The organism is Streptomyces sp. SLBN-8D4 (genome assembly GCF_049739545.1).
GTDB classification, from domain to species: Bacteria; Actinomycetota; Actinomycetes; order Streptomycetales; family Streptomycetaceae; genus Streptomyces; species Streptomyces canus_C.
The window spans coordinates 537,371-561,167 of the sequence record NZ_JBMGQC010000001.1 but is presented as its reverse complement, the minus strand read 5'-3'; the positions used below and the strand labels follow the sequence as shown (position 1 = coordinate 561,167).

Sequence of the window (23,797 nt, the reverse complement as noted above, 5' to 3'; positions counted from 1 at the left end):
GCTGGGAGGCGCTGCGTGCGCTCACCCCGGCAGCCACCGTCGGACGCGGGCGATGAGGTCGCCGGTGTCGACGGGCTTGGTGACGTAGTCGTTGGCACCGGACGCCAGGCTCTTCTCCTGGTCGCCCGGCATGGCCTTCGCGGTGACCGCGATGATGGGCAGCTCCGCGTACTGCGGCATCGAACGGATCTCCGCGGTGGCGGCGTAACCGTCCATCTCCGGCATCATCACGTCCATCAGGACCAGGGAGATGTCGGGGTGGGCGAGCAGCATCTCGATGCCCTTGCGGCCGTTGTCCGCGTGCAGGACCTGGAAGCCGTGCAGCTCCAGCACCCCGCTGAGCGCGAACAGGTTGCGCGCGTCGTCGTCGACCACGAGGACCGTCCGGCCCAGGAAGGAGTCGCCCACCACCTGTGCCACCGGACGCTGCGGCTCCTCGGGGCGCACCAGCGACAGCACGTCGCCCGGCTGCTCGGCGGACAGGTGCAGGGTGATGCGCTCGCGCAGGTCGTCCAGGCTGGACAGGAAGTCCAGCGGCCGGTCGCCCGCCAGGGCCCGCAGGCCCTGCTCCTGGCCCAGGTTCACGTGGTGCCCGGTGTGGATCAGGACCGGCACGCTGGCCAGCCCCGCGTCGCCGCCCATGGCTTCCAGGAAGGCTGTGGCCTCGCCGTGCGCCATGCCGAGTTCGAGCACGACACAGTGGCAGGGGTCGGCGGCCAGCGTGCTCGCGGCCTCCTGCGCACCCACCGCCGTGATGATGTCGATCGCTCCGTGCGGATCGTCGGAGTCGTACGCGAGGTCCGCGACGGCCCGCTCGGCGACCAGCGTGAGCAGACCGCGCGGTCGCTCCTCGATGACCAGCAGCCGGCGCCTGCGCTGCTCGGGGGAGGACGGGGGAGCGGCGAGCCGCCGGGGCCCGGCCGCCTCCTCGGCGGCGGAGATCTCGTACGGCTGGTCCGCCGGACGTCCGCCGCCCTCCATCAGTTCCTCGAAGTCGGCCCGCGCGACGGGCAGGTACAGCGTGAACGTGCTGCCCTGGCCGGGAGTGCTGTCGACGGTGACCGCGCCGCCCAGCAGATGGGCGATCTCCCGGGTGATGGACAGGCCGAGCCCGGTGCCGCCGTACTTGCGGCTGGTCGTCCCGTCGGCCTGCTGGAACGCCCCGAAGATCGTCTCCAGCTGCTGCTGCGGAATCCCGATACCGGTGTCCTTGACCCGGAACGCCACGATCGGACCGCCGCGGTGCACACCGGACGGTACCTCCCGGTCGGCGGCGGGTTCGATCCGCAGCTCCACACCGCCCCGCTCGGTGAACTTCACCGCGTTCGACAGCAGGTTGCGCAGGATCTGCCGCAGCCGGGAGTCGTCGGTGAGCAGGTCGGCCGGGGTGCCGGGCGCGGTGGCGACGGTGAACTCCAGGCTCTTCTGCGTCGTCATCGGCCGGAAGGTCGCCTCGACGTACTCCAGGAGCTGACGCAGCGGGACCCGCTCGGGCGCGACGTCCATCTTGCCCGCCTCGACCTTGGACAGGTCGAGGATGTCGTTGATCAGCTGGAGCAGGTCCGAGCCCGCCGAGTGGATGATGCCCGCGTACTCGACCTGCTTCGGGGTGAGGTTGCGGGAGGGGTTCTGGGCCAGCAACTGGGCCAGGATCAGCAGGCTGTTGAGCGGGGTGCGCAGCTCATGGCTCATGTTGGCCAGGAACTCCGACTTGTACTTGGAGGCCAGCGACAACTGCTGCGCGCGGGTCTCCAGCTCCTGCCGGGCCTGCTCGATCTGGAGGTTCTTGGCCTCGATGTCGCGGTTCTGCGAGGCCAGCAGGGACGCCTTCTCCTCCAGCTCCGCGTTGGAGCGCTGGAGTTCGTCCTGCTGGACCTGCAACTCCTCGGAACGGGCCTGGAGTTCGGCGGTCAGCCGCTGGGACTCGTCCAGCAGCTCGTCGGTGCGGACGTTGGCGACGATGGTGTTGAGATTGACGCCGATGGTCGGCATCAGCTGGGCCAGGAAGTCCTGGTGGATCTGGGTGAAGCGGCTGACGGACGCCAGCTCGATCACTCCCAGGACCTGCTCCTCGACCACGATCGGCAGCACCACCAGAGCCGTGGGCACGGCGTGTCCGAGGCCGGAGGAGATGGTGACGTACCCCGCGGGCAGCTCTTCCACGGTGACGCTGCGGCGGTTGCGCGCGGCCTGTCCGACCAGCGAGCGCCCGACCGGGATGCGGGTGGGCCGCTCGTCGTCGTCGGGATAGCCGTACGAGCCCACCAGCCGCAGTTCGTGCCCGCGCTGGGTGTCCTCCGCCAGGTAGAAGGCGCCGTACTGGGCGGCGACCAGCGGCGTGAGCTCGTCCATGATGAGCTCGGCGACCACGGGCAGGTCCCGGTGGCCCTGCATCAGGCTGGAGATCCGGGCCAGGTTGGTCTTGAGCCAGTCCTGCTCCTGGTTGGCCCGGGTGGTCTCGCGCAGGGACTCCACCATGGAGTTGATGTTGTCCTTGAGCTCGGCGACCTCGCCGGAGGCCTCCACGTTGATCGACCGGGTCAGGTCGCCCTCGGCGACGGCGCTGGCCACCTCGGCGATCGCGCGGACCTGCCGGGTGAGGTTCCCGGCCAGCTCGTTGACGTTCTCGGTGAGCCGCTTCCAGGTGCCCTCGACGCCCTCCACCTCGGCCTGTCCGCCGAGGCGTCCCTCGCTGCCGACCTCGCGGGCCACGCGGGTGACCTCGGCGGCGAAGGAGGACAGCTGGTCGACCATCGTGTTGATGGTCGTCTTCAGCTCCAGGATTTCGCCCCGGGCATCGACGTCGATCTTCTTGGACAGGTCGCCGTTGGCCACCGCGGTCGTCACCAGGGCGATGTTGCGCACCTGCCCGGTGAGGTTGTTGGCCATCGAGTTGACGTTGTCCGTCAGGTCCTTCCAGGTGCCGGCCACGTTGGGCACCTGCGCCTGTCCGCCGAGGCGTCCCTCGGTGCCGACCTCGCGGGCCACGCGGGTGACCTCGTTGGCGAAGGCGGACAGCGTGTCGACCATGGTGTTGATGACGTCCGCCAGGGCGGCCACCTCGCCCTTGGCCTCGACGGTGATCTTCTGCGAGAGGTCACCGCGGGCCACGGCGGTCGCCACCTGGGCGATCGAACGGACCTGCCCGGTCAGGTTCGACGCCATCACGTTGACGTTGTCGGTCAGGTCCTTCCAGGTGCCCGACACACCCCGGACGATCGCCTGTCCGCCGAGGTTGCCCTCGGTGCCGACTTCCCGGGCGACGCGGGTGACCTCGTCGGCGAAGGCGGAGAGCTGGTCGACCATCGTGTTGATGGTGTTCTTGAGTTCGAGGATCTCGCCGCGGGCGTCGACGGTGATCTTCTGGGAGAGGTCGCCCTGCGCGACCGCCGTCGCCACCTGGGCGATGTTGCGGACCTGCGCGGTGAGGTTGCCGCCCATGAAGTTCACGGAGTCGGTGAGGTCGCGCCAGGTGCCCTTGACGCCCTTGACGTCGGCCTGTCCGCCGAGGCGTCCCTCGGTGCCGACTTCCCGGGCGACGCGGGTGACCTCGTCGGCGAAGGCGGAGAGCTGGTCGACCATCGTGTTGATGGTGTTCTTGAGTTCGAGGATCTCGCCGCGGGCGTCGACGGTGATCTTCTGGGAGAGGTCGCCCTGGGCCACCGCCGTCGTCACCTGGGCGATGTTGCGGACCTGGGACGTGAGGTTTCCGGCCATGAAGTTGACCGAATCGGTGAGGTCGCGCCAGACGCCGCCCACCCCGGGCACCTGCGCCTGTCCGCCGAGGCGTCCCTCGCTGCCGACTTCCCGGGCGACGCGGGTGACCTCGTCGGCGAAGGCGGACAGCTGGTCGACCATCGTGTTGACGGTCTCCTTGAGCTGAAGGATCTCCCCGCGCGCCGGCACGTCGATCTTCTGGGACAGGTCGCCCTTGGCCACCGCCGTCGCCACCTGGGCGATGTCACGCACCTGGGTGGTCAGATTGCCCGCCATCGCGTTGACCGAGTCGGTCAGGTCCGCCCAGGTGCCGGAGACCCCCGGCACCTCCGCCTGGCCGCCCAGCGTGCCCTCGGTGCCCACCTCGCGGGCCACCCGGGTGACCTCCGACGTGAACACGGACAGCTGGTCGACCATGCCGTTGAAGACCGTGGCGATGTCGCCCAGCAGGCCCTCTCCGTCGGACGGCAGCCGGGTGCCGAAGTCGCCGTCGCGTACAGCGGTCAGCCCGGCCAGCAACTGCCGTAGCTCCTGCTCGCCCGGGGCCTCTTCCCGGGCCTCCGTCGACGTGCTGGTCATGCGCACCCTCGTTCCGCTCCCCAAGAGCCCCCGCACCGGGGACTCGGAACCGTGCCGGGCTCTTGAAGGGCCCGCTCACCAGCGACAATTCCGCACCCCACGGAGCTGCCCGATGAGAAATCCGTCGAAGATTAACCCAGGTCCGGAGCAGCGACAAAAGGTTGGCGGGAGGGTTGTGACATGGCGAAAAAAGACCTCATGAAGGTGGCATGAGGGGCTTGACCCTGGGTACCCGGCTTCATTTTCACGAGTCCGGCCGAGGTGACGCGAGGGCGTCCTCCAGGGTCTCGTGAAAGGGGATGACGGTGTCCAGTCCCACGAGCTGCAGGGTGCGCAGGACAGCGCCCCGCACCACCACGAGCCGCAGCGATCCCCCCGCGGCCCCGGCGGCCTGGAAAGCGGCGATCAGGGCATTGACACCGCTGGAGTCCATGAACGTGACCCGGCTCAGATCGATGACGACCCGCTGACCCACGGCGGCGTCCGCCCGAGCCAGGGCATGCGTCAGGCCGCCCACGCTCTGGTGGTCGATCTCGCCGTCGAGGCCGAGCACGGTGATGCCGTCGGCGTCGGTCCGGACCACGGACAATGTGCCGTGACCCGCTGCTTCCCGGTTCTCTGCCACTTGCGTCCTCTGCGCACTCGATGGGGGCTGTCACGTCCTTGGTGCCACCGCTGCCCCGGAAGTCCTCGGACGATGCATGAGACGGCCCTTCAGTTCGTCGGCAGCACAGGAAAAGCACGGCACAGGCGTAAGGCGCGCATCACGGGGTAGCCGCGCGCTCATGAACGGGGTACTGGAGATGGTCGGCAGGGTGCGGGTCCTGCCTGAGGAGTGTTCGCGGATGCCGGAAGCCGCACCTGCCGAGGTGACCGTGGCCCTGGACGGAGCGGACGGCTGTATCGCCGACGCCCGGGCCCAGACGTCGAAGTTCCTGACGCGGGTGCAGGGGGAGTACGGGTTGCCGGTGTCGGCCCGCACCATGGACCTGGGGCAGCTGGTGGTCAGCGAACTGGTCACCAATGCGCTGAAATACGCGCCCGGGCCGGTGTTGCTGCATCTGCGCATCGCCGACGGCATGCTGGAGATCGAGGTCTGGGACACCGACCCGACCCTTCCGCTGGCTCGCGCCGCCGACGCGGGGCGGGTGGGTCAGCACGGTCTGGAGATCGTGATGGCGGTGGTCCAGGGAATCGAGGTGCGCCGGGAGCCGGTCGGCAAGTGCGTCACGGTCCGGCTCACGTTGTTCGACGAGCAGTAGGACGTCCCGGGCCGGCTCGGCCCGGCCTCGCGTCCCTCTTCTCGGGGTCCTGCCGTCCGCTGTTCCGTGCGCGGACGGCTTGGACAGCGGGACGATCTCTGGTGTCCGCTGCACGTGACGCCCACTTGCTAATATCGGCAATTCATAAGGTCGTCACGGCCGGATACGGTGCCCGGTCCCCGGCGCGGGTTCGGTCGGGCCGCGACCGCACGCGAGGATGGGCCGCATGTTCGTGACGAATGGGTCGATGCGATGCGTCGAGGTACGGGCGGAGCGGCTGTGCGCCCGCGCCGGGGAGGGGACGGCAGCATGAGCACGCCGCTGTACCAACTGAAGGCCGAGTTCTTCAAGACCCTCGGTCACCCCGCCCGGATCCGCGTCCTTGAACTGCTGAGCGAGCGCGAGCACGCGGTCGCCGAGATGCTGCCCGAGGTGGGTATCGAGCCCGCCCACCTCTCCCAGCAGCTCGCCGTCCTGCGCCGCGCGAACCTCGTGGTCGCGCGCAAGGAGGGCTCCGCCGTGTACTACTCGCTGACCAGCCCGCACCTCGCCGAGCTCCTCCGGGTCGCCCGCACCATTCTCTCCGGTGTGCTGGCCGGCCAGGCCGAACTCCTCGCCGACCTGCAGGCGGCGCAGGGTGAGGCGAAGCCGCCGTCGTAGGCGCGCCGCGATCTGTACATCGCCTCCACGGCCCGGACGGGCCCATGTCCGCACCCGGACCCTCGGCGGCTGATTGCCGACCTGTGCGCTGCTGGCCGAGCACATCGTCGCCTACCGCCTCGACGGGCCGCTCTTCTTCGCCGCCGCGCACCGCTTCCTGCTGGAGCTGAGCGAGGTCGCCGACGTCCGGGTGGTCGTTCTTCGCATGTCCCGGGTCACGACCATGGACGCCACCGGCGCCCTGGTCCTCAAGGACGCCGTGGAGAAGCTCAACCGCCGCGACATCGTGGTCATGGCCTCCGGCATTCGGCCCGGTCAGCGACAGGTCCTGGACTCGGTGGGCGCACTCGACCTGCTCCGCCCCGGAGGCAGGGAGTACGCCACCACACCGGAGGCGATCAAGGCCGCGCGCGCCCATCTGGAGACGGCCGGCTTCCTGACCGTCGTCCCGGCGCAGCAGGGCCACGTCACCGTCACCGACGAGGAAACGCTCCGCTGAGTCGTCGCGGGCCGCCCCGCGAACGTCAGCCGGGAGCGAGCGCCTTCTCGGCGGCCGTCCTGATCCGGGTGCCGAAGGCGGGGGCGTCCTTGCGGGCCGCGGCCAGCGCCAGGCCGACCAGCAGTCTGCCCAGACCGTGACCTTCCAGGACGTTGAAGATACGGACGCGAGTCCTGCCGTCGGCCAGGGGCTCCAGGTCGTAGCCACCCTCGCGCACCGTCACGCTGTTCTTGGACACCTCGGCCCACCGGAGCCTCACCGGCGCTTCGAGTTCGGTGATGCGGAACTCCCGGGCGGTCTTCATGCCGGCGTCCTTGACGGTGCTCCGGAAGACCGTGCCCACGGCGGTCGGGGTGTCCGGGACCCTCTCGATCCGGAGGACCCGGGGACTGAACTGAGGATCGTTGCGCCCGTCGGCGAGGTAGGCGAAAACCTCCTGCACCGGCCGGTCGATCTCCACCACCGCTTTGAACTCTCCGGACATGGGCACTCCTCATCGGTCGACCGGCGACCCGGCCGTAAGGCCCTTCTGCCTGGCGGCACCGTGACCCTACGGGAGGACCGGACATGACGCGAGACCAACGGTGACCGCGCGGCAGCGTGGACCGGGAAGGCCGGGCCGGAACCGGTGCATCCGGCCGGGGGATCACGACCGAAGTTCTCTGTACGCAAGTCCTGGAGGTGTCCATGGCCCGTCGCCATCGTCTGATCCGAGTCAGTCCCAGTGCCGTGTGGGACGTCCTCGCCGACGGTCACCGCTACGCCGAGTGGGTGGTGGGGACCGCGCGGTCCGAGCCGGTCCGGGGGCAGTGGCCGCACAAGGACGCCGCGATCCGTTTCCAGGTCCGGCTCGGTCCGCTGCGACTGGAGAACGAGACGGTCGTACGCCTATGCGAGGAAGGCGTCGCTCTGGAGCTGGAAGCCCACGCCGGCGTGCTGGGCACGGCCCGCATCGCCGTCGAACTGCGGCCGTGGGGCGAACACTGCCTGGTCATCGTCGACGAGCACCCCTTGCAGGGAGCCGGCGGCCGGCTGCACAACGTCGGCTTCGACGCGCTGATCCAGCTGCGCCACCGCACCATGCTCGCCCGACTGGCCAGGCTGTGCGAGAGCACGGCCCCCGACGCCCCGCACCTGGCACCCGTCCCTTCGGCGGTACCGGGCGTGGAGGGAGCAGGCCATGCCTGACGCAGTGGTGATCGGCGCGGGACCCAACGGTCTGGTCGCCGCCAACGTGCTGGCGGACGCCGGCTGGAGCGTCGACGTCCTGGAGGAACAGCCGGAGCCGGGCGGCGCGGTGCGCCACGACCACGGGGTCGACCCCGCCTTCGTCAACGATCTCTTCAGCTCCTTCTACCCGCTCGCGGCCGCCTCCCCGGTCCTGGACGCACTGCGCCTGGAGGACCACGGACTGCGGTGGAGCAACGCGCCGAGCGTGCTCGCGCACCCCCTCACCGACGGCAGCTGCGCCCTGCTGGACCGCGATCTCGACACCACCGCCCAGTCCCTCGACGCCTTCGCGCCGGGCGACGGGGACGCTTGGCGGCGGCTGCACGACGTGTGGCTGAGCCTGGGCCCCGACCTCCTGGACGCCCTGTTCACCCCCTTCCCGCCGGTCCGCGCCTCGGCCCGCCTGGCGTGGCGGCTGCGGGCCGCGGGCGGGCTGCGGATGGCCCGGACCCTGGTCCTTCCGGTACGGCGGCTGGGGGAGGAGGAGTTCCGCGGGCAGGGCGGCCGGCTGCTGCTTGCGGGAAACGCCCTGCACGCCGACCTCGCCCCCGAATCGGCCGGCAGCGGCGGCTTCGGCTGGCTGATGGCCATGCTGGGGCAGACGTACGGCTTCCCCGTCCCCGTCGGCGGCTCCGGCGCCCTGACGCAGGCCCTGGCCCGCCGTCTGCGGGCCCGGGGCGGCCAGGTGCGCTGCGGACAGCGCGTCGAGGAGGTAGTCGTCCGCGGCGGCCGGGCCGTCGGCGTCCGTACGGCGGCCGGCGACGCGGTTCCGGCCCGCCGGGCGGTGCTGGCGGACGTGTCGGTACCCGCGCTGTACGGGAGCCTCGTCGCCCCCGAGCACCTGCCCTCGCAGCTTCTTGAGGACCTGCGCCGGTTCCAGTGGGACTTCGCCACGTTCAAGGTCGACTGGGCGCTCGACGGCCCGGTGCCCTGGCAGGCCGAGCAGGCGTCCCGGGCCGGTACGGTCCACCTCGCCGACGGCGTCGACGAGCTCACGCGGTTCGCCGCGCAGCTGGCCATGCGGCAGGTCCCGGACCGCCCCTTCCTGCTGTTCGGGCAGATGACCACCGCCGACGCCACCCGCTCCCCGCAGGGCACGGAATCAGCCTGGGCCTACACCCACGTCCCCCACGAGATCGGGGCCGACGCCGCGGACGAGGGCATCACCGGCGACTGGGACACCAAGGACCAGGAGCTCATGGCCGACCGGGTCGAACAGCAGGTGGAACGGTTCGCGCCCGGATTCCGCGGCCTGATCCGCGGCCGCCGCATCCTGGCGCCCCCGACCCTCCAGGCCCTGGACGCCAACCTGAGCGGCGGCGCCATCAACGGCGGCACCACCGCCCTCCACCAGCAGCTCGTCTTCCGCCCCGTGCCCGGCACCGGCCGCCCGGAGACTCCCGTCCCCGGGCTCTTCCTGGCCTCCTCCGGCGCCCACCCGGGCGGCGGCGTGCACGGAGCGCCGGGCGCCAACGCCGCGCGGGCAGCCCTGCACCGACACCGGCCCCCCGGGCTGGCCCGCGCCCAACGGCTCCTGACCCGCCGCGACCGCACCGGAAGCAGACGCTGACCCACGGCGCCGCCCGCCGGGGCGGCCGTATCTGTCGAGGAGGACCAGTGAACCCACACGAGGAGGCCCTCGGCGGCCCAGACCGCGACCATCGGCGCCCCGCAGGGGTCGACGACAGGACCGTCGAAGCTCTCGGGGCACTCTCCAAGGCACTGGAGACGACCGAGCGGGCCCGGGGCCGGCTGTACGACTTCCACCAGCTGACCGGCACCGCCGACCTGCAACTCGACCGTGCCGTACGGCTGTTGGAGGAGGCGGGTCACCCCGAATGGGCCGCGAAGGTCCGTTCGGAGATCCTCGGGCGCAATGTCATCCCCGGGCACTGGACGTTCCAGATCGTCGAGGCCTACAACGCCACCTACTACCGGCCCTTCCAGCGGCTGGAGACGAGCGCGGTGCAGGAACTCGCGCGTGGCCGTGACCACTTGTACGAGGCGGAGATGAAGGAGGAGCGCCGCACTCCCGGTCACCCCGACCACGCCGCGCGCCCGCCGGTCCGCGAGAGCTGAGCCCGGGCGTTCCCGGAGCGGGGACGCGGCTGACGAAGTGCCCGCTCCACGAAAGGAGGGCCGGTCCGTGCGCAGTAGTCCGCTCGACGGTCGGACGGTGGTCGTCACCGGAGCCGCCCGCGGCCTGGGCGCGGCCATGGCCCGCGAGATCGCCCGGCGCGGGGCCCGGGTGGCGCTGCTGGGCCACGAGAAGGCCCTCCTGGAAGCGGTGGCCGCGTCCCTGCCGGGACGAGCCCTGGCCGTCGAGGTCGACGTCACCGACCCGGACGCGCTGGCCGCCGCGGCCGGTACCGTGCGGGGCCGCCTCGGACCCCCCTCGGCCGTGGTGGCCAACGCGGGCGTGGCCGAAGGCGGCCCGTTCCTCACCTCGTCGCCGGGCGCCTGGAGCCGCGTCGTCGACGTCAATCTCACCGGCAGCGCCCACACGGCCCGGGCGTTCCTGCCGGACCTTCTCGACACGGCGGGGTACTTCCTCCAGATCGCCTCGCTCGCGTCGATCGGCGCGGCCCCGCTGATGAGCGCGTACTGCGCCTCCAAGGCGGGGGCTGAGGCCTTCGCGCACTCCCTGCGGGCAGAGGTGGCGCACCGGGGCGTCGGCGTGGGCATCGGCTACCTGAACTGGACGGACACCGACATGATCCGCGACGCCGACCGGCACGCCGTCCTGCGGGAACTGCGCGTCCGCATGCCCGCGCCCGCCCGCCGCGTGTATCCCGTCGAAACGGTCGCCGCCCGCCTGGTCCGGGGCCTGGAGCGGCGCCGTACGGCCGTGTACGCGCCGGCCTGGCTGCGCCTGACCCAACCGGTGCGCGCGGCCCTGCCGCCCCTGGTGCTGCGCGTGTCGCGTCGGGCGCTGTCCCGCCTGGAGGCCGAACAGTCCCTCGAGTACACGGGACCACTCGGCGCCGGCGGCCTGGCAGACCGCGGCTCACGTCGCGAGCACTGAACCGGCACGAGGCCGCGGCGAGGGCCTGGCTCCCCGTGACCGTTCGCCCGCCCGTTGCGCCGCAACGACGGTCCCGCCCCGGGCCCTTGGCCGACCGGGTGGCCGGTATCCGGTGTCCGGGGCGAAACCGCCGGGTGCCTCACCGCGTGGCGGTGTCAGCGGCGGTCCTGGTCACGAACGCCGTGCGCGGCGGGTGCCGTAGAGAGCGGCGGCACCGAGGGCGATCACCGCGGCCGCGCCGCCGGCTATCAGGCCGACCGGCGCGCTGGAGCCGGTCTCGGCCAGCGGCGGGGTGCTCTCGCTGGGCGAGGGCGCCGGGCCGGTGGGGGGCGTCGACTCCATCGGAGGGACGTCCGGCGTGGTGGGCGGAGTGCTGGAGGTGGGGGGCGGGGTCGTGGACGTGGCCGGGGGAGTGGTCTCGTCCGCAGGCGGCTGGCTGGCGGGCGGGCTGCTCGGGCTGTCCGGCGTGGACGGGGAGGGCGGAGGCGTGGGGGAGTTGGGCTGGTCGGGGGTGCACGACTTGTCGCCGCCGTTCCACGCGGCGATCAGGTGGTACGGCGTGACGACGTTGTCAGGCTGGTACGGCGCGGGTCCGTGACCCTCTCCCGACCCGCCGTCGTAGATGACGTCGTCGCCGTACAGGTCGATCTGCCCGTAGCAGTCCGGGGTCTTGACCGTGAGCTTCTGCCAGGTCTGCTTGGCCTCGTCGGCGCCGGGAAGGTCCTTGGCGCTGAGGTGGACCGTGGCATGGTCGACGAGTGTCTGGAGACCGGAGGTGTACCAGTTGGGGCCCTCGGTGGTGTATTCGGCCAGCGAGACCGGGTACTTGCAGCCCTCGCCGACGGTCTGCCCCGGCGCCAGCCGGACCTCGACGGTGCCGGGGGCGGCGGACCACTGGTGGAAGCCGCCCTGAGAGGTCCAGTCGGCATCGACCGGCTTTCCGGCGGAGTCGACGAGACGGTACTGGACCGTGGCCGTCTGGCAGCCGCCCGCGGGGGTGGCGCTGGCGGTGGCGGCCCCGAACAGGGGAGTGGCCGTGGCGATGAAGGCGGTTGCGGCAATGGCGGCCGACGTTCTGGAGCGTGAGAGGCGCGTCAAGATATGCCCTAGTGGTTCGAGAATGTGGGAGGTGGCGGACGCGAGCAGGCGCGGCAGGCGGAGAGTGGGAAATGCAAGCCGTGGCGGAGCCACTCGTGTCACCTTGCTCACTTCAGTCACAGCGAGCGAGCGCATTCTTGTCCCTCTTCACAACCGCCGTCAATCTTTCACGAGTTCGGCACGCAAAGGCGCCCTGGCTTGCGTGTTCTGCCCTGATATCACGTGAAGGATCGGCCGGGGTCGCCCTCGGTCACGCCGTACGACCGATGGGGCAAAGCCGCCTCCGGAGGAGACGAACAGATGAGAATCGTCGTGACGGGTGCGTCCGGGTTCCTCGGGCGACTGCTGGCCGACGCCTTGCTGCGGGCGGGGGCCTTCGGCGGTGCGCCGATCGGCCGTCTGGTGCTGGTCGACCGCGTGGCGCCGCCCGACGAGCCGCACGGTGCGGGGACGCCGGTCCAGGTGGTGCACGGGGAACTGCTCGAGCACCTGGACGTGGTCTTCGCCGAGCCGGTGGACGTGCTCTTCCATCTCGCCGCCGCGGTGTCGGCCGAGTGCGAGGCCGACTTCGACCTCGGGATGCGCGCCAACGTGGACGTCACGCGCGCAGTGCTGGAGGCGGCTCGGGCACAGTCCGGGGCGGGCGGGCCGGTGCTCCGGATGCTGTTCGCCGGCAGTGTCGCCGTCTACGGCTCCGACCCGGCCGTGCCTCTGCCGGCGGCGGTCAGCGAGACGACGCCGGCGGTCCCGCGGTCGAGTTACGGCACCCAGAAGCTGATGTGCGAGCAGCTGATCGCGGACTGCACCCGACGTGGCTTCGTCGACGGGCGGGTCGCCCGGCTGATGACGGTGGCGGTACGTCCGGGAAAGCCCAACGCGGCCGCCTCCGGCTTCCTGTCCGGCATCGTCCGCGAACCGCTCGCGGGCCTGCCCGCCGTCTGCCCGGTCGATCCCGCTCTGGAAGTGGCCCTCTCCTCACCCCGGCGCACCCTGGCGGGAATCCTCCGTGTCGCCGAGGCCGAACGAGGCACCGGACCGGGCCGTCTGGAGGGCCCGCTGCCGGTCAATCTGCCCGGCCTGACCGTCTCGGTCGCCGACATGCTCGCGACCCTGCGAGAGGTGGCCGGTGACACGGTCGCCGACCGGGTCACCGTCGCTCCCGACCCGGCTGTCGAGGCGATCGTCGGCTCATGGCCGGCCGTCTTCGACCACCGTCGCGCCGCCGCACTGGGACTCGTCCCCGACCCGAGCTTCCGGTCGGTGCTCATGGACTACCTCACCGAGCACCCCGACGCCGTCGCCGCCCCGATCCACTGAACCGCGCCACCCGGTCCTGAGAGTCCCGGGGGTTCGGTCAGCCGGGGAAGCGTCCCGTGGACCGCAGCAGCCAGCGACGTTCGGCGTAGGCGAGGTCGTCGCGCCACAGCCGAGCCGCTCCCGCCGCCATCAGGCGGCGCACCACGGGGGCCGCGGCGCGGGCCGCGGCGAAGCCGGGACGCGCGGAGGAGGCCACGACCGCCTCGACGACGGCGGTGCGCGGCCGGCCCAGCTCGTCCGGACCGAGCGGGGTCGCGTGCGTCTCGACCACGGAGCCCCGGCCCTCGCCCTCGGTGATGCGCATGAGCACCGTCCGCGGTCCGGGCGTGGTGAAGACGGCGCGCACCGGCACGACGAACCGCCCGGCGACCTTGAAGGAGACGTCCACGGTGAACCCGTCCTCGCCCGCCCCCTCCGCGTCGGGCTCCGCGTCGGGAGTGTCGACCACGGTCAGGTCGACGAACGAGTACGGGTGGAACCAGGCCCCGTGCCAGGGGTCCAGCCGGTTCGCCATCACGTCCTCCGGCTCGCAGATCCCCACCCCGGTGCACACGGCGGCGACGGAGCGCGACAACTGTGGCCGGGGCGGGACGACCGGCGCCCGGGTCGGCGGTTCACCGCCCACCTGGTCCAGGCGGAGCCACATCAGCACGCCGTCGTCGTGCACGGGCAGCGGCTCCCAGCCGGCGAACGGCCCGCCGTCCAGGGCCAGTCCGTGCCAGTGGCAGACCAGGATCCCGCAGCGCACCGGACTGTCGGCGAGCGGTGCTCCCAGGTGCGGGCAGCTGCCGGGGCCCGCCACCGGCCGCCCGTCGGCGGTGCGCCACACCACCAGTTCCTGACCGGCCACCGTGGCGGACAGCGGTCGGTCGGCGCGAACGTCCCGGCTCGCACCGACGACGTACCAGTTGCCGGACGGTCGGGCCTGGGCCCGTTTCAGCGCCTCGGCGATCAGAGCGGGCCGGGCCTGCCGCCAGGTCGGTTGCTGCTTGTCCCACCGCACCGGGCGGCGCCGCAGGGACAGCGGGTAGCGGGCACGGCCCGCAGGTCGCCGTGGCTTCATGCGATCCTCCGCAAGGGTGATGACGTGTCAGTGACCGGGCCCGGCGAGGGGGCTGCCCGGTCGTCGGCCGTCCCGTGCCGCAACCGCGCCGCGGCCACCCGGACCAGGCCGTCGAGGGCCACGACGGCACGGCGGTGTCCCGGCACCACGGCTCGGCGCTGCACCGAGCGGTACCCGTCGGCGGCGACCGCGTCCAGGATGGCGCCGTACAGGACGAACGCGGCGCGGATGCACGGGCGCGAGACCGGGTCGAGCATGGCCACCCCCGGGGCGGCCGCACGGTAGAGCGCGCGCGTCAGCCGCTCGAACTCCCGCAGGGCCGCGGTGATCCGGCGGTCGGGGCGTCCGGTGTCCCGGCTCCAGCGCAGCAACCGCCGGTCGACGCCGTGTGCGGCCAGCAGGTCGGCGGGCAGATAGACACGGCCGCGGTCGAGGTCCTCGCCCACGTCCCGCAGGAAGTTGGTCAGCTGGAACGCCACACCCAGGGCCGCCGCGTGCGGAGCGGCCTCCTCGCGCGGGACGACCGTGCCGAGCACCGGCAGCATCTGCAGGCCGATCACCTCCGCCGAACCGTAGGTGTACGTGCGCAGGTCTGCGTAGGTGGCATAGCCCGTGACGTCCAGGTCGGCGCGCATCGCGGTCATGAAGTCGATGAAGTGGCGGTGGTCGATGGCGTAGCGCAGCGCGGTGTCGGCCAGGGCGCGGACGACCGGTACGGCGCTGTCGCCGGTGCGCAGTCCCGCCTCCAACTGGTGCTGGAGCAGGGTCAGTTGTTCGGCCCGCTCGGCGGTGGTGGTCGTACCGTCGAGCGTGTCGACGATGTCGTCGGCCCAGCGGGCGAACCCGTACAGGGCGTGCACGGCCGGGCGGCGGGCCACCGGGAGGAGTCGGGTGGCGAGGAAGTACGTCTTGCCGTGCCGGGCGTTCAGCCGCCTACAGCGGGTGTACGCCTGCCGCAGCGCCGGGTCGGTGACGCCGGCCGCGTCGAGTTCACGGTCGGTCATACCGGCCTCCGTTCCCGGGATGCATGTACAGCTGGGCGGGGCCGGGCACCGCCGGTGATGCGGGCCGCGGCGAGCTTGCCCGACAGCAGGACGGTCGGCACGCCGACGCCAGGGGTGGTGCCGCACCCGGCGAGCACGGCGTTGACCGTGCCGCGCACGAGGTTGCGCGGCCGGAACGGTCCGGTCTGCGCGAAGGTGTGGGCGGCGGAGAAGGGCGAGCCGGCCGCATGTCCCTGGGCCTGCCAGTCGGCCGGAGTGACCAGGCACTCCTCCTCGACGGCGGCGGCGAGGCCGTCCAGGCCGCGCCGCTCCAGTTCCGTGAGCAGGCTGTCGCGGTAGCGCGGGCCCAGTTCGCCCCAGTCGGCCGCGTCGGGGCCGAGGGAGGTGTTCGGGCAGGGGGCGAGGATGTAGTGCAGGTGGCGTCCGGGCGGGGCGAGGCCCGGATCGGTGGCGGTGGGGCGGGTGACGAGGAGGGACGGGTCGCTCATCAGGCTGCCGCTCTCGGTGAGTTCGCGGAACGTCCGCCGCCATGCCGCGCCGAACGAGAGGGTGTGGTGGGCCAGCCCGGGCCAGGTGCGGTCGGTGCCGACGTGCAGGATCACGGCGGACGGCGAGAACCGCAGTCCCAGCGGCCGCCTCGGGGCGCGGCCCAGCAGCCGGTAGGTGACGGGCAGGTCGGGGGTGAGGACGACGGCGTCGCAGGCGATCCGGCCGGTGCCGGTGACCACGGCCGTGATCCGTTCCCCGGAGCGTTCCAGGCGCGTGACCGGCTGCCCGAAGCGCAGGTCGGCCCCCGCGTCCGCGGCGGCGTCGGCCATCGCCCGGGGCAGGGCGTGCATGCCGCCGCGCGGGAACCAGACGCCCGCCACCGTGTCCATGTACGCGATGACGGCGTACGCGGCCAGGGCGCGTTCCGGTGCCACACCCGCGTACAGGGACTGGAAGGAGAAGACGCGCCGCAGCCGCTCGTCGTGCAGGAACCGTCCGATGCGCGCGTCCAGACGCCCGAACCCGCCGAGGGCGGCCAGGCGTGCGAGGTCGGGATGGAGCAGCTGCAGGGGCGAGTCGAAGTCGGCGTCGATGAAGCGCCGCATCTGCACCCGGTAGAGCCGCTCCAGCCAGGCGCGCAGCCGACGGTATCCGGCCGCTTCGCGGGCCCCGGCGAAGCGCTCGATCTCCGCCTCCATCGCCTCGGCGCCGGTGTGGACGTCCAAGGTGCTGCCGTCGGCGAACCGGGCCCGGTAGGCCGGGTGCAGCGGCACCAGCTCGACGCGGGCGTCCAGGCTGTCGCCCACGGCGGCGAACGCCTCGTCCGCCAGGTGGGGCATGGTCAGGACCGTGGGCCCGGTGTCGAGGTGGTAGCCGCCGCGGACCGTCCGCCCGGCACGCCCACCGGGTGACGCCTCGCGTTCCACCACGGTCACCCGGCGTCCGGCGCCCAGCAGATGCAGGGCGGCCGCCAGTCCGGACAGGCCTGCGCCGACGACCACCACATGATCGGTGCGCCCGGGAACGGTACGGCTCATCGGCCGGCCCCCTTGTCGGCGGTCGCTACGGCCCGGGAGACGGGAGCGGCGTCGGAGGCCACGCCGCTCGCGGAGCGCAGCAGTATGCGCAACTGCCTCGTGGGCTCGGGTTCGAGGGCCGCCGTGTCCAGGTGGCGCAGTCCCTGGACCACCAGCCGGTGGATCTTCTCCTCCACGGTGTCGCGCGCGCCGGTGGACACGAACACCTCGCGCACCGCTGCGACTTCGGCGTCGGAGGCGTCCGTACGGCCGAGTGTGTCGCGCAGCAGGTCCTGGGCGCGCCGGTCGCCCGAGGCGTCCGTCCGCGCCTGTGCGACGGCGGCGAGGTACGTGGGTTTGCCGCCGCGGATGTCACCGCCCGCGGGCTTGCCGGTGTCGCGCGGGTCCCCGAAGGCGTCGAGGAGGTCGTCGCGCAGCTGGAAGGCCAGCCCGACGCAGCCGCCCGCCGAGCACAGGGCCCGGGTGGCCGCCGGCCCGGCGTCGGCCAGCGCCGCCCCCAGCGCGAGCGGGCGTTCCACGGAGTACCGGGCGCTCTTGAGGCGGGCGGCGCGGATCGCCCGGGCCGGAGAACGCGCCGAGGTGGCCGCACCCTGCACGTCCAGGTACTGCCCGGCCACCATCTCCGTGCGCAGGGCACTCCACAGGTCCCGGACCCGCCGCGCGGTGGGACGCGGCATCTCGGTGTCCGCCACCACGTCGTCCGCCCAGGCCAGGGCCAGGTCACCGGCGAGGATCGCGGCGGCCTCCCCGAGGTGCCCGGCGCGCCGCGCGTCGCACGCACCCGCGTACTGGGCCGCCACGTCGACGTGCAACGACGGCCGTCCGCGGCGCAGTCGCGCGTCGTCCATCACGTCGTCATGGACCAGGGCACAGGTCTGGATGAGCTCCAGGGCGGCTCCGATCCGCAGCGCGGCGTGTGTCCGCCAGGGCTCGGCGCCGCCGCAGGCCCGCAGCGCCCACCACACGAAGCGGGCGCGGCCGAGGCGGCCGCCGCTCCGCGTGAAGCCGGCGACCCGTGCGGCCAGGTCCTCGGCGAAGAGCGGGTCGACGGTCTCGGCCGCGGCCAGGTGCTGGTCGAGCAGGTCGCCGAGCACGGTGCGCACGGCGTGGGTCACGTCCGCGTCCACGGCGCGCGGATCGTCGCCGTACGCCGAACGGGTGCCCGGCGGGGAGGCGCGTTGATGATCGCCCCGGCCGCGGTCGGTCCCCTCGGCCGTCCGGCGGGCGGGAGCGGGGGAGACCTGCTCGGCGGTCGGGTGCGCGCACGGACTCCGGTCCGCGCGGTGGTCCTTTGCCACGGTGGAGCTCATGCCGGTTCCCCTCGTCGAGGTCCTCGTGATCAGAACTGGTGTCGTCATGACCGGTTCGCCTCGGGTGGCGGAGACGGATGCGGGGCGGCACGGTGAGGAATGGATCCCGCGGGTGCGTGTCCCACCCCTCCTGGGTCAATTCGATGCGAAGTCGATGCAAGTTGCCACCCCTGCGTGGAATCCGCACGGTGGAAGGGCTGCGGTCGCTCTCGGCGACCACCAGGCTCAGCGGAGGAGTGACGATGACGACCGCACCGCGAACCGGCGGAGACATCGACGACAGCGATCTCGTGGCCGGGTTCCTCAAGGGGGACGAGGCCTGCCTCACGGCCGTTCACCATCGGTGGGGTCCGCTCGTGCACGCCCTCGCCAGGCGCTCCCTCGGGGACGCGAGGGAAGCGGAGGACATCACCCAGCTGGTGTTCCTCGCCGCGTGGCGGGGCCGCGCCGGATTCGCCCCGGACCGCGGCACCCTGCCCGGCTGGCTCACGGGCATCGCCCGCCGGAAGATCGCCGACGCGCTCGCCGCCCGCACCCGGCGCAACGAACTCGTCGCCGCCGCGGGCGCCCAGCTGCTCCTGCGGGCCGAGGACGAGACCGTGCTCCCGGAGGCCGCCCTCGACCGTGTCCTGCTCGCCGACGAGATGTCACAGCTTCCGGCACCGCAGCGCCGCGTGCTCAACCTCGCCTTCTACGACGACCTCACCCAGACCCAGATCGCCGAACTCACCGGCTGGCCGCTGGGCACGGTCAAGAGCCACGCGCGCCGGGGCCTGCGCCGCCTCGCCGGCCGCCTCCGCCGGGACGATCTGGTCGAGTGCGCCGCGTGACAACGACGCGGAACCGATGCACATCGTCCTCACGACCGGCGCCACCCGCGGCACCGAGCAGGTGACATCCGCATCCGGACGGGTACTGCGACCGGAATGTCGCCGCAGGGCACGGCGAAGGCGCGGAGGGAGTGACCCGGACATGCACGAGGCGGACGTCGCCATCATCGGAGCGGGGGCCGCGGGGCTGTCCCTGGCCCATCGCCTCTCCCGCCCCGCCCCCGGCGCGCGGCGCCCGTCCGTCGTCCTCGTGGACGCCCCGCCCGGACCGTTGCGTCCGCCCCGGCGCACCTGGTGCTTCTGGGAGAGCGGTTGCGGACCCTACGACGCCGCGGTCACCCGGTCGTGGCAGCGCCTGCGCGTCCACCGGCCCACGGGGGAGCCGATCGAGCACGACATCTCGCCCTTGCGCTACAAGATGATCCATTCGGACCACTTCGAGTCCCTGATCGAGCACGACCTCGACCGGAGCGGTCAGGTCCGGCGCATCGAGGCGACCGTCGAGAGCGTCGAAGGACTCCCGCGGGGGGCGCGGATCGACGCCCGCGCGGCGGACGGGCACCGCGAGTCGGTGCGGGCCCGCTGGGTGTTCGACTCCCGGCCGCTGGGCAGCCTGCCCGCGGCCCGTACGACGCTGCTCCAACACTTCCACGGCTGGTTCGTCCGCACCGGCAGTCCGGTCTTCGACCCGGCCCGCGTGGAGTTCATGGACCTGCGTACCCCCCAGCCCACCAAGGGCCTCTCCTTCGGCTACGTCCTGCCCACCCGCCCGGACCAGGCCCTGGTGGAGTACACGGAGTTCTCGCCGACCGTCCTCTCCCCGGACGCGTACGACAAGGCGCTCCACCACTACACCGCCACCGTGCTCGGCCTGGACGACTTCGAGGTGACCGCCACCGAGACCGGGGTCATCCCGATGACCGACGCAAGGTTCGCCCGGCAGACGGGCGCGTCGGTCTTCCGTATCGGGGCGGCCGGCGGAGCCACTCGGCCCGCCACCGGCTACACCTTCGCCGGCGTGCAGCGCCAGACCGCGGCCGTCGCGGCGGCCCTGCGCCAAGGCCGGCGGCCCGTGCCCCCCTCGCCCCACCCGCCCCGCGCCCGCGCCATGGACGCGGTCCTGCTGCACGCCCTGGACAGTGGCCTGGTGGACGGCGCGGACTTCTTCGCGCGGCTGTTCACGAGGATCCCCATGACCCGGCTCCTGCGCTTCCTGGACGGCGGAACCCGCCCCCACGAAGAACTCGCCATCGGTCTGCGCACCCCCGTCCTGCCCATGCTGCGCGCCGCCGCGGAAGTGCCCCGGCTTCCCCGGCGCCCCTTCCCCGGACCCTGACCCACGGTGCGGCCCGCGATCCCCGACTTCCCTACGACCCGTACCAGGAGGCAGCGTGACCGTGCTGCGTGACACGGACCTGGCCGCCGCATTCGACCATGCGGCGCACAGTTACGACACACTCGTGGCCGCCAACCCCGGCTACCACGCCCATCTGCGCCGCTCGGCGCGCCGGCTCGGCCTGCCCCACCCGGGCACCGGGCTGCGCGTCCTGGACCTCGGCTGCGGGACCGGCGCCTCCACCGCCGCGCTCGCCCGCGTGCTCCCCGGCGCCGAGATCACGGCCGTGGACGCGTCCGCCGGGATGCTGGACCGTGCCATGGCCAAGTCGTGGCAGGGCAGGGTCAGGTTCGTGTGCGCCCCCGCGGAGGCGCTCGCGGAGGCGGGCGTGGACGGGCCCTTCGACGCGGTGTTCGCCGCCTACCTCTTTCGCAACGTCGCCGACCCCGACGCCGTGCTGGACGCCGTCCACGACCTGCTGCCCCCGCACGGCCGGCTCGCCGTGCACGAGTACACCCTCAGCGGGCGCCCGCTCGAACGTGCCGTCTGGAGCGCCGTGTGCCGCGGCCTGGTACTGCCCGTCGCCACGGCCCTCGGCGACGGCGATCTGTACCGCCATCTCTGGCGCAGCGTCGTCGACTTCGACACCGTCGACCGCTTCACGGACCGCGTCCGGACCCGCGGATTCGACCACGTACGCGCCCTGCCCCTGCCCGGCTGGCAGACCGGCATCACCCACACGATCGTGGCGCGCCGCGGCGCCCGGCCCGGCGGGGTTGGACGATGACGGCGACGACGGGGGGTCCCGGCCGCGGTCGGCATGCCGTTCTCCTGCCTGGTCCGTCCGGGGAGAGCTGGGTGGGTGGGCTGGTCGGTATGTCCTGCACGGCCGCGGCTCGCCGGGAGCGGCCGGTGACCGCGAGGACTGGAGGTCCCGGCCGGGGTCGGCATGCCGTTCTCCTGCCCGGGCCGCCAGGGGAGAGCGGCGTCAATGGGCGGACCGGCGTGAGGTGCACGGCTGTGGCTGGCGGGGAGCAGACGGTGACGGCGACGACGGCGGGCCCCGGTGAGGACCGGCACGTCGTCCTACTGCCTGGGCCGGCCGGGGGGAGCGCTGTCTGTTGGCGGGCCGGCATGAGGTGCACGGCTGTGGCTGGCGGGGAGCAGACGGTGACGGCGACGACGGCGGGCCCCGGCGAGGACCGGCACGTCGTCCTACTGCCTGGGCCGCCAGGGGAGAGCGGCGTCAATGGGCGGACCGGCGTGAGGTGCACGGCTGTGGCTGGCGGGGAGCAGACGGTGACGGCGACGACGGCGGGCCCCGGCGAGGACCGGCACGTCGTCCTACTGCCTGGGCCGGCCGGGGGGAGCGCTGTCTGTTGGCGGGCCCGCCTGACGTGCACGGCCGTGGCCCGCCGGGAGCGGACAGTGACGGCGACGGCTGCGGGGCCCGGCCGGGACCGGCACACGGCCGTCCTGCCCGCGCCGCCCAGGGCGAGCGGTGGGCAGGCCGGCATGGCCTGCACGGCCGTGGCCCGCCGGAAGCAGGCAGTGACTGCTGTCATGGTGAGCTCCGGCCAGGACCGGCATGCCGGGCTCCTGCCCACGCCGTCCGGACCGACCTTCGTGGGCCGGCAGACCGGCATCACCCACACGGCCGTGGCCCACCGCGCCACCCGACCCGTCGGGAGCGGACAGTGACTGCGACGACGGCGGCGCCTGCCGGGACCACCGCGCCGTCCTCCTGCCCGCGTCGGCCGTGGCCCGCCGGGAGCGGACAGTGACCGCCGCGGCGGCGGCCCCCGGCCGGGACCGCCACGCCGTGTTCGTGCCTCCGCCGCCCGGAGCGACCCGGGTCGGCGGGCGGGCGCGCAGCACCGCCGTCGTCGGTGGTGGCATCGCCGGGCTCGCCGCCGCCACGGCGCTCGCCGAGCGCGGCGTCGACGTGACGCTCTACGAACGCGAGGCCTACCTCGGCGGCCGCGTGGGCGGCTGGGCCACCGCCCTGTCGGACGGCACCACCGCGACCATGAGCCGCGGATTCCACGCCTTCTTCCGCCAGTACTACAACCTGCGCAGCCTGCTGAGCCGTACCGATTCCCCTCAGGGGCGCCTCACCGGCCTCCCCGACTACCCGCTGCGGCACCGCGACGGACTGCACGACAGTTTCCGCAGAGTGCCGCGCACGCCGCCACTGAGCGCCCTCGGCTTCGTCGCGCTGAGCCCCTCCTTCCGCTGGCGGGACCTGGTGCGCATGCGCCCCGCCGCCGCCCTTCCCCTGCTGGACGTCCGCGTCCCGGACGTCTACGACCGACTGGACGATGTCAGCGCGCACGACTTCCTCGAGTCCCTGCGCTTCCCTCCGGCCGCACGTCACCTGGCCTTCGAGGTCTTCTCCCGCAGCTTCTTCGCCGACCCCCGCGACCTCTCGGCCGCCGAGATGGTCCTGATGTTCCACATCTACTTCCTCGGCAGCTCCGAGGGGCTTCTCTTCGACGTGCCCGACGACCCCTTCCCGACAGCGCTGTGGGACCCCCTCGCGAAACACCTGACCCGCCACGGCGTCGACCTGCGCCTGTCCACCTCCGTCGAGAACGTCTCGCCCACCACGGACGGCGCCTTCACCGTCGCCACGGACCGCGAGGAGAGGCGGTACGACACCGTCGTCCTCGCCCTCGACACCGGCGGCCTGCGCTCCCTGGTCGGCCGCTCGCCCCGGCTCGCCGACGCGGCCTGGCGTGACCGGATCGGCCGGCTGCGCACCGCCCCGCCCTTCCTCGTCTCCAGGCTCTGGCTGGACCGCCCCGTAGACGCCGGCCGGCCCGGGTTCCTGGGTACGGCCGGATACGGCTCGCTGGACAACGTCAGCGTCCTGGAACGCTGGGAGCAGGAGGCCGCACGACGGTCCGCCCGCACCGGCGGTTCCGTGGTCGAACTCCACGGCTACGCGCTGCCGGAGAACGCCGACCCCGACGCGGAGGCCCGGCACCTGATCGCACAGCTGCGGACCGTCTACCCCGAGACCCGCGACGCGCGCGTCCTCGACGCCCGGCACGAATGGCGCCGGGACTGCCCCCTGTTCCCCGTCGGCGGATACCGGGACCGTCCCGGCGTACGCACCCCCCAGCCCGGTCTGGTGCTGGCAGGCGACCTGGTGCGCACGGACCTCCCGGTCGCCCTGATGGAACGCGCCGCAACCAGCGGCTTCCTCGCCGCCAACGCCCTCCTGCAGTCCTGGGCGGTGCGGGGACACCCGCTGTGGACCGTGCCCAACGGAGGCCGCAACCGCCTGCTCCGGGCCCTGGCGGGCGGTCGCGCTCGAGCACGCGCGAGGTCCTGAG

At 73.0% G+C, this 23,797-nt stretch carries 20 protein-coding genes and 1 pseudogene; 13 read left to right on the top strand and 8 right to left on the bottom strand.

The window, feature by feature from the left end:
* Nucleotides 1-21 precede the first annotated feature (21 nt).
* Nucleotides 22-4,296: a HAMP domain-containing protein gene (locus tag RKD20_RS02510; protein ID WP_424876169.1), complete on the bottom strand. Its 4,275-nt coding sequence runs from the start codon at nt 4,294-4,296 to the stop codon at nt 22-24.
* A gap of 244 nt (nt 4,297-4,540) precedes the next feature.
* Nucleotides 4,541-4,879, bottom strand: a complete 339-nt coding sequence (locus tag RKD20_RS02505) for an STAS domain-containing protein (RefSeq protein ID WP_424876168.1) — start codon at nt 4,877-4,879, stop codon at nt 4,541-4,543.
* Nucleotides 4,880-5,081: 202 nt separating this feature from the next.
* Here RKD20_RS02505 and RKD20_RS02500 point away from each other — a divergent pair, with 202 nt between their 5' ends.
* The 3 genes and pseudogenes from RKD20_RS02500 to RKD20_RS02490 form a co-directional block, all read left to right on the top strand.
* Complete coding sequence (locus tag RKD20_RS02500; RefSeq protein WP_424876167.1) at nt 5,082-5,558, top strand: ATP-binding protein; 477 nt, start codon at nt 5,082-5,084, stop codon at nt 5,556-5,558.
* Between the two features lie 309 nt (nt 5,559-5,867).
* Nucleotides 5,868-6,218, top strand: a complete 351-nt coding sequence (locus tag RKD20_RS02495; protein ID WP_381337527.1) for an ArsR/SmtB family transcription factor — start codon at nt 5,868-5,870, stop codon at nt 6,216-6,218.
* Between the two features lie 85 nt (nt 6,219-6,303).
* Nucleotides 6,304-6,717 (top strand): annotated as a pseudogene (locus RKD20_RS02490) (sodium-independent anion transporter); the annotation flags it as partial.
* Between the two features lie 25 nt (nt 6,718-6,742).
* Here the strand turns inward: RKD20_RS02490 and RKD20_RS02485 are convergent.
* A complete protein-coding gene (locus tag RKD20_RS02485) occupies nt 6,743-7,201 on the bottom strand; it encodes an SRPBCC family protein (protein WP_424876166.1) in 459 nt (152 codons plus the stop codon).
* Between the two features lie 203 nt (nt 7,202-7,404).
* On the opposite strand from RKD20_RS02485, the gene RKD20_RS02480 reads away from it, so the two are divergent.
* From RKD20_RS02480 to RKD20_RS02465, 4 genes are all read left to right on the top strand, one after another.
* Nucleotides 7,405-7,905 (top strand): SRPBCC family protein, encoded by a 501-nt coding sequence (locus RKD20_RS02480; RefSeq protein ID WP_424876165.1) that lies wholly within the window; start codon nt 7,405-7,407, stop codon nt 7,903-7,905.
* Nucleotides 7,898-9,517 (top strand): phytoene desaturase family protein, encoded by a 1,620-nt coding sequence (locus RKD20_RS02475; RefSeq protein ID WP_424876164.1) that lies wholly within the window; start codon nt 7,898-7,900, stop codon nt 9,515-9,517. Before RKD20_RS02480 ends, RKD20_RS02475 begins: the two co-directional genes overlap by 8 nt.
* A gap of 47 nt (nt 9,518-9,564) precedes the next feature.
* The gene (locus RKD20_RS02470; protein WP_424876163.1) at nt 9,565-10,026 is read left to right on the top strand and encodes a hypothetical protein; all 462 of its coding nucleotides are present in this window, start codon (nt 9,565-9,567) and stop codon (nt 10,024-10,026) included.
* A gap of 67 nt (nt 10,027-10,093) precedes the next feature.
* Entirely contained in the window at nt 10,094-10,972 is an 879-nt protein-coding gene (locus RKD20_RS02465; RefSeq protein ID WP_424876162.1) for an SDR family oxidoreductase, read from the top strand.
* Nucleotides 10,973-11,143: 171 nt separating this feature from the next.
* Here RKD20_RS02465 and RKD20_RS02460 read toward each other — a convergent pair whose 3' ends face one another.
* Complete coding sequence (locus tag RKD20_RS02460) at nt 11,144-12,070, bottom strand: hypothetical protein (RefSeq protein WP_424876161.1); 927 nt, start codon at nt 12,068-12,070, stop codon at nt 11,144-11,146.
* 300 nt (nt 12,071-12,370) lie between these two features.
* On the opposite strand from RKD20_RS02460, the gene denD reads away from it, so the two are divergent.
* Nucleotides 12,371-13,387 (top strand): D-erythronate dehydrogenase, encoded by a 1,017-nt coding sequence (denD, locus tag RKD20_RS02455; protein ID WP_424876160.1) that lies wholly within the window; start codon nt 12,371-12,373, stop codon nt 13,385-13,387.
* Between the two features lie 37 nt (nt 13,388-13,424).
* Here denD and RKD20_RS02450 read toward each other — a convergent pair whose 3' ends face one another.
* Genes RKD20_RS02450 through RKD20_RS02435 form a run of 4 tightly spaced genes read right to left on the bottom strand, consistent with a single transcriptional unit; the run spans nt 13,425 to nt 18,290 of the window.
* Nucleotides 13,425-14,450 carry a DUF5914 domain-containing protein gene (locus tag RKD20_RS02450; RefSeq protein WP_424876159.1) on the bottom strand — a complete coding sequence of 342 codons (1,026 nt, stop codon included), beginning with the start codon at nt 14,448-14,450 and terminating at the stop codon, nt 13,425-13,427.
* Nucleotides 14,447-15,454, bottom strand: coding sequence for a phytoene/squalene synthase family protein (locus RKD20_RS02445; protein WP_424876158.1), 1,008 nt, complete (start codon nt 15,452-15,454; stop codon nt 14,447-14,449). Before RKD20_RS02445 ends, RKD20_RS02450 begins: the two co-directional genes overlap by 4 nt.
* Nucleotides 15,451-16,980, bottom strand: a complete 1,530-nt coding sequence (crtI, locus tag RKD20_RS02440) for a phytoene desaturase family protein (RefSeq protein WP_424876157.1) — start codon at nt 16,978-16,980, stop codon at nt 15,451-15,453. Before crtI ends, RKD20_RS02445 begins: the two co-directional genes overlap by 4 nt.
* Nucleotides 16,977-18,290, bottom strand: a complete 1,314-nt coding sequence (locus RKD20_RS02435; protein WP_424876156.1) for a polyprenyl synthetase family protein — start codon at nt 18,288-18,290, stop codon at nt 16,977-16,979. Before RKD20_RS02435 ends, crtI begins: the two co-directional genes overlap by 4 nt.
* Before the next feature lie 242 nt (nt 18,291-18,532).
* Here RKD20_RS02435 and RKD20_RS02430 point away from each other — a divergent pair, with 242 nt between their 5' ends.
* From RKD20_RS02430 to RKD20_RS02410, 5 genes are all read left to right on the top strand, one after another.
* On the top strand, nt 18,533-19,120 hold the full coding sequence (locus RKD20_RS02430; RefSeq protein WP_424876155.1) for an RNA polymerase sigma factor: 588 nt from the start codon (nt 18,533-18,535) through the stop codon (nt 19,118-19,120).
* Between the two features lie 142 nt (nt 19,121-19,262).
* Nucleotides 19,263-20,456 (top strand): lycopene cyclase family protein, encoded by a 1,194-nt coding sequence (locus tag RKD20_RS02425; protein ID WP_424876154.1) that lies wholly within the window; start codon nt 19,263-19,265, stop codon nt 20,454-20,456.
* Nucleotides 20,457-20,511: 55 nt separating this feature from the next.
* Nucleotides 20,512-21,243 (top strand): methyltransferase domain-containing protein, encoded by a 732-nt coding sequence (locus RKD20_RS02420; RefSeq protein ID WP_424876153.1) that lies wholly within the window; start codon nt 20,512-20,514, stop codon nt 21,241-21,243.
* Nucleotides 21,244-21,884: 641 nt separating this feature from the next.
* Nucleotides 21,885-22,157, top strand: coding sequence for a hypothetical protein (locus RKD20_RS02415; RefSeq protein ID WP_424876152.1), 273 nt, complete (start codon nt 21,885-21,887; stop codon nt 22,155-22,157).
* Nucleotides 22,158-22,236: 79 nt separating this feature from the next.
* A complete protein-coding gene (locus RKD20_RS02410; protein ID WP_424876151.1) occupies nt 22,237-23,796 on the top strand; it encodes an FAD-dependent oxidoreductase in 1,560 nt (519 codons plus the stop codon).
* Nucleotide 23,797: the final 1 nt, after the last annotated feature.